Source organism: Myxococcus vastator (genome assembly GCF_010894475.1).
GTDB classification, from domain to species: Bacteria; Myxococcota; Myxococcia; order Myxococcales; family Myxococcaceae; genus Myxococcus; species Myxococcus vastator.
The window spans coordinates 1-7,420 of sequence record NZ_JAAIYB010000419.1 but is presented as its reverse complement, the minus strand read 5'-3'; the positions used below and the strand labels follow the sequence as shown (position 1 = coordinate 7,420).

Genomic DNA, 7,420 nt, shown 5'->3' with positions numbered 1-7,420 from the left:
CTGCCCCCCCGCCCTGAGCGCACCGCGAAACCGGGCTACTGGGATGAGGTCCCCCGGGTGGGGTCCGGTCCTACCCGTCTTTCACGGCGCTCCGAGTCCGTCCGAACGACACGGGTGGTGAGAGTTACCCGCCCGCGGACAGTTGGCTATCCTACGACGCGCGGCGTGAGCACCGGCCGCGCGAGGATGTGGCTCCCGTGGGAGTCCACGGAAGGATGGCGACATGTGCTGGCGCAGCGGGCCCTGGAAGACGGGGTGGCGCTTCCACTGCCGGATTCTGGCCGCGGCGAGCGGCACGGAGTCGCGGGCGTTGAAGGGTGCTCACGGTAGCGGGGAGGCCAGCGGGTGCGTTTGAAGCTCAAGCAGAAGATGATGTTGTTGCCAGCCGTTGTCGCGGTGTTCCTGGTGGCCATCCTGGTGGCGTTCTTCGCCCTGGGGGCGCGCTCCGGTGGCGTGTACGCGCGCATCAGCAGCTCGCACGTGCCCACCATCGAGCTGAGCCGTGAGGTGATGCACCGCTACCCGGGCCTGCACCGCAACGTGGTGGTGGCGGTGACGGGGAAGGTGGCGGAAGGGCTGGAGCCGGTGCGCGCGGAGGTGCGCGAGCTCCAGGCGAAGCTCGACCTCGCGCGGGCCGTCCCGGGAGCCGACACCGAGCGCGCGGATGCGCTCAAGGCGGCCCTGACCACCTACTGGACGGCCGCCGAACAGGCGCTGGCGCTCGTGGTGGCGGGTGACGCGCAGGCGGCGCCCATGTTCGCGGCGGTGGAGGCCCAGGCCGCGTCGCTGCGCGAGGCGCTCCAGCAGGCCGTGGACGAGGACTCCCGGGCCATCGCCAGCTCCTATGAGGAGGTGGCCGGGCTGCACAGCGCCAGCACGTGGGCCGTGACGGCGCTGGTGCTGCTGTGCATCGCGCTGACGGTGGGGCTGGCCATCTGGCTGCACCGCGAGGTGACGCTGCCGCTGGCGAAGCTGACCCACGTGGCCACGCGCATCGCGGAGAAGGGCGACCTGACGCAGGCCATCGACGTGAGCGCTCACGACGAAGTGGGCGAGCTGGCGCGCGGCTTCCAGGTCATGGTGTCCCGGCTGCGCAACGTGCCCACCACCATCCAGACGGTGGTGACGGACCTGACGGAGGCGGCGAAGACGCTGACGCAGGCCAGCCAGGAGCAGGTGAACTTCCTCACCAACCAGTCTCGCAGCCTCACCGAGGCGAGCACCACCATCGCCGAAATCGCGCAGACGTCCAGCATGGCCGCCAGCCGCGCGGAGATGGTGCTCCGCGTGGCGGGACAGGCGGACGCGTTCAGCGCGTCCGGCCAGGAGTCCATCGAGAAGAGCGCGGAAGGGCTCCAGCAGATTCGCCAGCGCGTGGGCGCGCTGGTGGGCAGCATCGGGCACCTGAGCGACCAGGCCGTGCACGCCGGTGAAATCATCGGCAGCGTGAAGGACCTGGCGGACCAGTCCAACGTGCTCGCGCTCAACGCGGCCATCGAAGCGGCGCGCGCCGGGGAGCAGGGCCGGGGCTTCGCGGTGGTGGCGCGGGAGATGCGCTCACTCAGCGGTCAGTCGCTGCAGAGCACCCAGCGCATCGGCAAGATTCTCCTCGAAATCAACCAGGCCATCCGCCAGACGGTGGGCATCGCCGAGGGCGACAGCGAGAAGATGGAGGAAGGCATCGAGCAGGTGCTCGCCTCGGCCGACACGCTGAAGGAAATCACCACCGTGGTGCAGGAGAGCAGTCAGGCCGCGCGCCAGATTGTCGCCTCCGTCACCCAGCAGAACGCGGGCATCGCGCAGATGACCGAGGTGATGACCACGCTGTCCTCCATGATGGCGGACGTGGTGACGGCCACGATGACGGCCGAGCAGGCGGTGACGCAAATCAACACGTCGCTGGGGCAGCTCCAGGAGCTGTCCACCGGCTTCCGCGTCTGACACGGCCGCCGGGCCGCGCGGGTGCCACCGTCCTGGGTGGCACCCCGGCCCGGGGCTTGGATTCACTCCCCTTGCATCAGCCCGGTGACGCGCCCGTCATCGTGGACGGTGACGCGGCGGGCGGCGGGCTCGCGCGGCAGGCCGGGCATCGTCAGGATGTCGCCGGTGAGCGCCACCATGAAGCCCGCGCCCGCGGACAGCCGCACCTCGCGCACGGTGAGCGTGAAGCCGCGCGGCCGTCCCAGCTTCGAGGGGTCATCCGACAGCGACAGGTGCGTCTTCGCCATGCACACCGGCAGCCCGGCGCCGCCGAGCTCGCGGATGGCGTCCAGGTCCTTCTTCGCGCTCGCGGTGAAGGCCACGTCGTCCGCGCCGTAGACGGTGCGGGCGATGGCGGCCACCTTCTCCTCGGGCGTCTGCGCCACGTCGTAGAGGAAGCGCGGCTGGGGCGGCGCGGCGTCCGTGCCGTCCAGCAGCTCCAGCACGCGGTCGGCCAGCTCCAGCGCGCCGTCACCGCCGCGCGAGAAGCCGTCGCACACGGCCAGCTCCACGCCGCGGGCCTTGCCGAAGGCGCGCAGCTCCTCCAGCTCTGCCTCGGTGTCCTGCGGGAAGCGGTTGACGCACAGCACGGCCGGCAGGCCGAAGGCGGCCACCGACTCCAGGTGCTTCTCCAGGTGGGCGAAGCCGCGCACCAGGGCCTCGCGGTCCGGCTCGGCCACGCGCGCGGGGGCGGCGCCACCGTGGTGCTTCAGCGCGCGCAGCGTCACCACCAGCACCACGCCCCGAGGCCACAGCCCGCTGCCGCGGCACTTGATGTCCAGGAACTTCTCCGCGCCCAGGTCGAAGCCGAAGCCCGCCTCCGTGATGACCTCATCCGCGTAGGCCAGCCCCACGCGCGTGCCCAGCACGGAGCTGCACCCGTGGGCGATGTTGGCGAAGGGGCCCGCGTGCACCAGCGCGGGGCCGCCCTCGCGCGTCTGGGCGAGGTTGGGCATCAGCGCGTCCTTGAGCAGCGCCACCATGGCCGCCGCCGCGTCCACGTCGCGCGCGCGCACCGGCTGGCCGTCCCGGGTGTGGCCGATGATGACGCGCCCCAGCCGCGCCTCCAGGTCCTTCAGCCCCTCCGCGAGCGCGAGGATGGCCATGACCTCGCTGGCGGCGGTGATGTCGAAGTGGTCCTCGCGCGGCACGCCCTGCGCCTTGCCGCCCAGGCCGACGATGACGTTGCGCAGGAAGCGGTCGTTCATGTCCAGCGCGCGCCGCCAGCGCACGCGCGTGGCGTCCAGGGCCACCGGCTGGCCGTAGAAGACGGCGTTGTCCACCAGCGCGGCCAGCAGGTTGTTGGCGCTGGTGATGGCGTGCAGGTCGCCGGTGAAGTGCAGGTTGATGTCGGCCGCGGGCTCCAGGCTGGCCTGCCCGCCGCCGGTGCCGCCGCCCTTCACGCCGAAGACGGGCCCCAGGGACGGCTCGCGCAGGGCCGCCACCACGCGGCGCCCCCGCTTGCGCAGGCCCATGGCCAGCGCCACGGACATCGTGGTCTTCCCTTCGCCCGGCGGCGTCGGGTTGATGGCGGACACGAGCACCAGGCGCCCCTGCCGGCCGCCCCGCTTGCCGAGCGCGTCCAGCGACACCTTGGCGCGGTGGGTTCCCCACGGCAGCACGTCCTCGGGAGACAGGCCCAGCTCGGCGCCCACGTCGGTCATGGCTCTCAGCGTCATGCCGGGAATCTCCGCGCGGACCCGCCAGCGGTCAACGGCGCAGACGCGTGCCTGTTGGAATCCGGGGCCGTGAAGACCGCTGGCGCGCGTCAGTCCAGGCGGAAGCCTTCGGGGGCGCGCGGGTCCTTCCTGTCATACATGTTGAGGTAGAGCATCACCGGCGCCTCGAGCCCTTCGTAGCTGACGATGTACACGTCGAGCATGCCGGCGCCGAAGGGCGAGCCCTCCGACTCGAAGGCGCAGCAGCTTCCTCGCCGCTCGTAGCGAACCTTCTGCCCTTGCGGTCCCCGCAGGTGCTGGAGGTATTCGTGTTCCCCGTCGACGCCGCCGCCCACGTGGATGGGGTCGTCCTCGCTGTAGCCATAGCCGGAGGGCGCGCGGGAGGTGGCCTCGGGGGCCGCCGCTTCCGTCGCGGGCTCGGCCGGCCGGGTGGCGCTGGCGGTGGAGGCGCAGCCCGTGGCCAGCACTGGCATCAGGAGGAGCATCACGAGGCGGGAGGTCGTCATGCGGCGGGAGCCTACTGCTTTCGCGGGGCCAGCGGCCTTGGCGTCGGAGTCCCTCCGGCGGTGGCGGCCGAGCAGGGTGGCCCCTTTCATGCCCTTGGCGGGCGCCGCATCTTTCCGCCGGCCATGTCCCGTCAACGAGGCCGAGGAGCGCCCATGTCGAAGGTGCACATCCATGAGCAGGGACGGCGCAACCGGGACGCGCCGGGGTCCGCCGAGGCCCGTCACCCGAGCGGGCCCCCCTTCGCTCCGGCGCTGCTGGGATTGGGGCAGGCGCTCCAGGCGGCGCTCATCGTCGACGCGCACGGGCGCGTGGCCTGGATGGACCCGGCGCTGATTCATGCCACCGGACCGCATGACGCGCCCTTCGAAGGGCGCCCCGTGGAGGGGGTGCTCGCCCGGCTGCCGTGGTTGGCGCAGGCGATGCGGCCCGCGCTCCAGGGCAAGGCCGGTGTCCACGAGGAGCCGGGCCTGAAGGCCTTCGTCCTGCCCGTGTTCGACGCGCAGGGGACCTTGCTGGGGGCCTGCGCGCGCCTCCAGGTCTTCGAGTCCTCGATGGGGCAGGTCACCGAGGGCGGCGTGACGCGGCCCGCGCCAGAGAGCCTGGCGCACATGAACTCGGTGCTGCGCGCCACGTTCGACTCGATTGCGGAAGGCGTCATCGTGGTGGACCTGAACAAGCGCGTCACGGCCTTCAACAAGCGCTTCCTCGATATCTGGGGGCTGACCGAGGAGCTGATGGTGGACCGCGACTCGGAGCGGGTGCTGGTGCGCGCGGCGGGCGGCGTGAAGAACCCGGAGTGGTTCACCTCGCGAATCCGGGAGCGCTTCACGCCGTCCGAGGAAGTGGACGTGGAGACGGTGGAGCTGCTGGACGGGCGCATCCTGGAGCGCAAGTCGCTGCCGCAGTGGATGGGGGGCACCATCATCGGGCGCGTGTGGAGCTACCGGGAAGTGACGGCGGAGCGGCACGCCGAGGCCGAGCGTGAGCGGTTGCTGCGCGAAGCCCAGGAGGCCATCCGCGTGCGGGATGACTTCCTGTCCATCGCCGCGCACGAGCTGAAGACGCCGCTCACGCCGTTGAAGCTGCACCTCCAGATGCTGCGGCAACAGCGAGTCGAGGCGGACGGGTCCCCCGCCCGGCACGTGGACAAGTCGTTGATGCAGGTGAGCCGTCTGACGGGATTGGTGAATGACCTGCTGGACACCTCGCGCATCCAGGAAGGGCGGCTGACGCTGAAGCATGGGCCCGTCGTGTTGCAGGAGCTGTCCCACGAAGTCGTCTCCGAGATGCGCCTGTCCAGCGCGCACCACCGGGTCGAGTACGAAGCGCCGGAGGCACCCCTGGTCGTCCTGGGCGACGCGGACCGGCTCGCGCAGGTCCTGGTCAACCTGATGGAGAACGCCTTCAAGTACAGCCCCAGTGGGGGAACGGTTCATGTCCGGATGGCTCGGGAGGACCGCCACGCCCACGGCTCCGTCCAGGACGAAGGCATTGGCATTCCGCGGGACCAGCAGGAGCACCTCTTCGAGCGCTTCTTTCGCGCTCGCAACGCGCCCATCTCCGGCTTCGGTGGCCTGGGGCTGGGGCTCTACATCTGCCGGGACATCGTCGAGCGGCATGGCGGCCGGCTGTGGGTGGAGAGCGAGCTGGGGCGCGGCTCCACCTTCCACTTCACCGTGCCGCTGGCGTCCGCGTGACAGCGCTTCACCGGAGCAGGGCTTGCGCGCTCTGTCGCTGGCGTGCCACCCGCAGACGCCACACCGCCACGAGAATGCCCACGACCAGGGGCGCCACGCTCCAGCGCCACGGCCCCTCCGTCCACATGCGCTCACGCAGCGGCGCGGGAGCCTGGGCGCCCAGGAGGAAGGCGGCGGTGGTCAGCACGAACACCGCGAAGCCCTTGCGCAGCAACGCGGGGGGCACGCGCCCCGCGAGCCTTCCTCCCACGAGGCTGCCCGTCAGCGCGGCCAGGAGGACCTCGCCGGTGAGCAGCCAGGGCAGGTCCAGGTGGCCCAGGTGTCCCACCAGGCCCGCCGCGCACTGGAGCGCGATGACCACCAGGGACGTGGCGGTGGCGACTGGCATGGACAGCCCCGCCAGTGACAGCGCGGGGACGATGAGGAAGCCGCCCCCGGCGCCCACCAGTCCCGACAGCACGCCCACCGCGACGCCTTGTGCGAGCACCCGCGGAGCGGGGAGCGGGGGGCCGGTGGTGGCGACGGGCCCGGCCTCCCGGCGGCGAAGCATGGCCACGGCGGCGGCCACCATGACGCCCGCGAACAGGAGCAGCAGCGTGTCCGGCGCGAGGTGGGGGTTGAGCCGGCCGCCGAGGAATGCCCCGCCCATGCCACCTGCGCCGAACACGAGCGCGGTGCGCCAGCGGACGCGGCCCGCGCGCGCGTGAAGGAAGGCGCCACTGGCGCTGGTGACGCCCACCACCACCAGGGACATGGCGATGGCCGTGCGAGGCTCGACGCCGAGGACGTAGATGAGCAGCGGTACGGTGAGGATGGAGCCGCCTCCTCCGAGCAGGCCCAGCAGGATGCCCACGAGCAGCGCACCCGCGAGGCCCGCGTACAGCATCACCGCTCGCCTTCCGCGCGCGCGACGGCGAGCAGGTCCTGGCACGTGCGCAGCAGGTGCTCGAAGGCGGCGGTGTCCCGCACGCCCGGTGGCCTCGCGGCCTGGAGCGCGTCGAGCACGGCGGTGAGTGCTTCCCGTGACGGGTTCGTCAGTGGGGGGGCGGTAAGAACTTCGTGGGGCGGTGGTGCCAGGGCGCGGTGGAGGCCGTCGAGCAGCCCGTCGCGGACGGTGCCCAGCGTGGGCAGGGTGTGTGGGGCGGTGCGCACCACGGGCAGCCGCGCGGTGTTCCACGCGAGCATCCCGCCTCGCAGGTTCATCACCCGGGTGAAGCCCAGGGTGACGAGGCTCGTGGCCGCCCTCGCCGAGCGCGCCCCGGAGCGGCATACCAGCACCACGTCCGTGTCACGCGGCCAGGCGCCGACGACGTCCCGCACCGTGGCCAGCGGCGCGTGCCGGATGCCCGCGAGGTGGCCCAGGATGCCGTCGAGCTCGGCGGCCTCTCGCACGTCGACCCGCGTGAGCTGGGAGGGCAGGCACGCCGCGAGCTGGCCCACGTCCACGTCGCGGTAGCCCGCGGGATGGGGCGTGGCGTTGTCGAAGAGTGGATGCATGAGGGCTTCAGGGCTGGAGGGGAGGTGCGGGCGGCGTGTGTCCGCAGGCCTGGTTGGCGG

At 72.1% G+C, this 7,420-nt stretch carries 6 protein-coding genes; 2 read left to right on the top strand and 4 right to left on the bottom strand.

Annotation, left to right across the window (positions count from 1 at the left end; genetic code table 11):
• Nucleotides 1-345 precede the first annotated feature (345 nt).
• Complete coding sequence (locus tag G4D87_RS30130; RefSeq protein WP_163786149.1) at nt 346-1,941, top strand: methyl-accepting chemotaxis protein; 1,596 nt, start codon at nt 346-348, stop codon at nt 1,939-1,941.
• A 62-nt stretch (nt 1,942-2,003) separates the two neighbouring features.
• Here the strand turns inward: G4D87_RS30130 and G4D87_RS30125 are convergent, their stop codons facing one another.
• Nucleotides 2,004-3,659, bottom strand: coding sequence for a formate--tetrahydrofolate ligase (locus G4D87_RS30125; RefSeq protein ID WP_163786148.1), 1,656 nt, complete (start codon nt 3,657-3,659; stop codon nt 2,004-2,006).
• A gap of 89 nt (nt 3,660-3,748) precedes the next feature.
• Complete coding sequence (locus tag G4D87_RS39680; protein WP_240358725.1) at nt 3,749-4,165, bottom strand: hypothetical protein; 417 nt, start codon at nt 4,163-4,165, stop codon at nt 3,749-3,751.
• Between the two features lie 153 nt (nt 4,166-4,318).
• Between G4D87_RS39680 and G4D87_RS30120 the strand changes: the two genes are divergently transcribed.
• Entirely contained in the window at nt 4,319-5,863 is a 1,545-nt protein-coding gene (locus G4D87_RS30120; protein WP_240358724.1) for a sensor histidine kinase, read from the top strand.
• A 7-nt stretch (nt 5,864-5,870) separates the two neighbouring features.
• On the opposite strand, the gene G4D87_RS30115 is transcribed toward G4D87_RS30120, so the two are convergent.
• Nucleotides 5,871-6,749: a sulfite exporter TauE/SafE family protein gene (locus tag G4D87_RS30115; RefSeq protein ID WP_240358726.1), complete on the bottom strand. Its 879-nt coding sequence runs from the start codon at nt 6,747-6,749 to the stop codon at nt 5,871-5,873.
• A complete protein-coding gene (locus tag G4D87_RS30110; RefSeq protein ID WP_163786146.1) occupies nt 6,749-7,360 on the bottom strand; it encodes a rhodanese-like domain-containing protein in 612 nt (203 codons plus the stop codon). The genes G4D87_RS30115 and G4D87_RS30110 overlap by 1 nt, the downstream gene beginning before the upstream one ends.
• Nucleotides 7,361-7,420 lie beyond the last annotated feature (60 nt).

Coding starts and splice junctions, on each gene's coding strand:
- G4D87_RS30110 (WP_163786146.1), bottom strand. CDS start 7,360: ATGCATCCACTCTTCGACAACGCCACGCCCCATCCCGCGGGCTACCGC.
- G4D87_RS39680 (WP_240358725.1), bottom strand. CDS start 4,165: ATGACGACCTCCCGCCTCGTGATGCTCCTCCTGATGCCAGTGCTGGCC.
- G4D87_RS30115 (WP_240358726.1), bottom strand. CDS start 6,749: ATGCTGTACGCGGGCCTCGCGGGTGCGCTGCTCGTGGGCATCCTGCTG.
- G4D87_RS30125 (WP_163786148.1), bottom strand. CDS start 3,659: ATGACGCTGAGAGCCATGACCGACGTGGGCGCCGAGCTGGGCCTGTCT.
- G4D87_RS30120 (WP_240358724.1), top strand. CDS start 4,319: ATGTCGAAGGTGCACATCCATGAGCAGGGACGGCGCAACCGGGACGCG.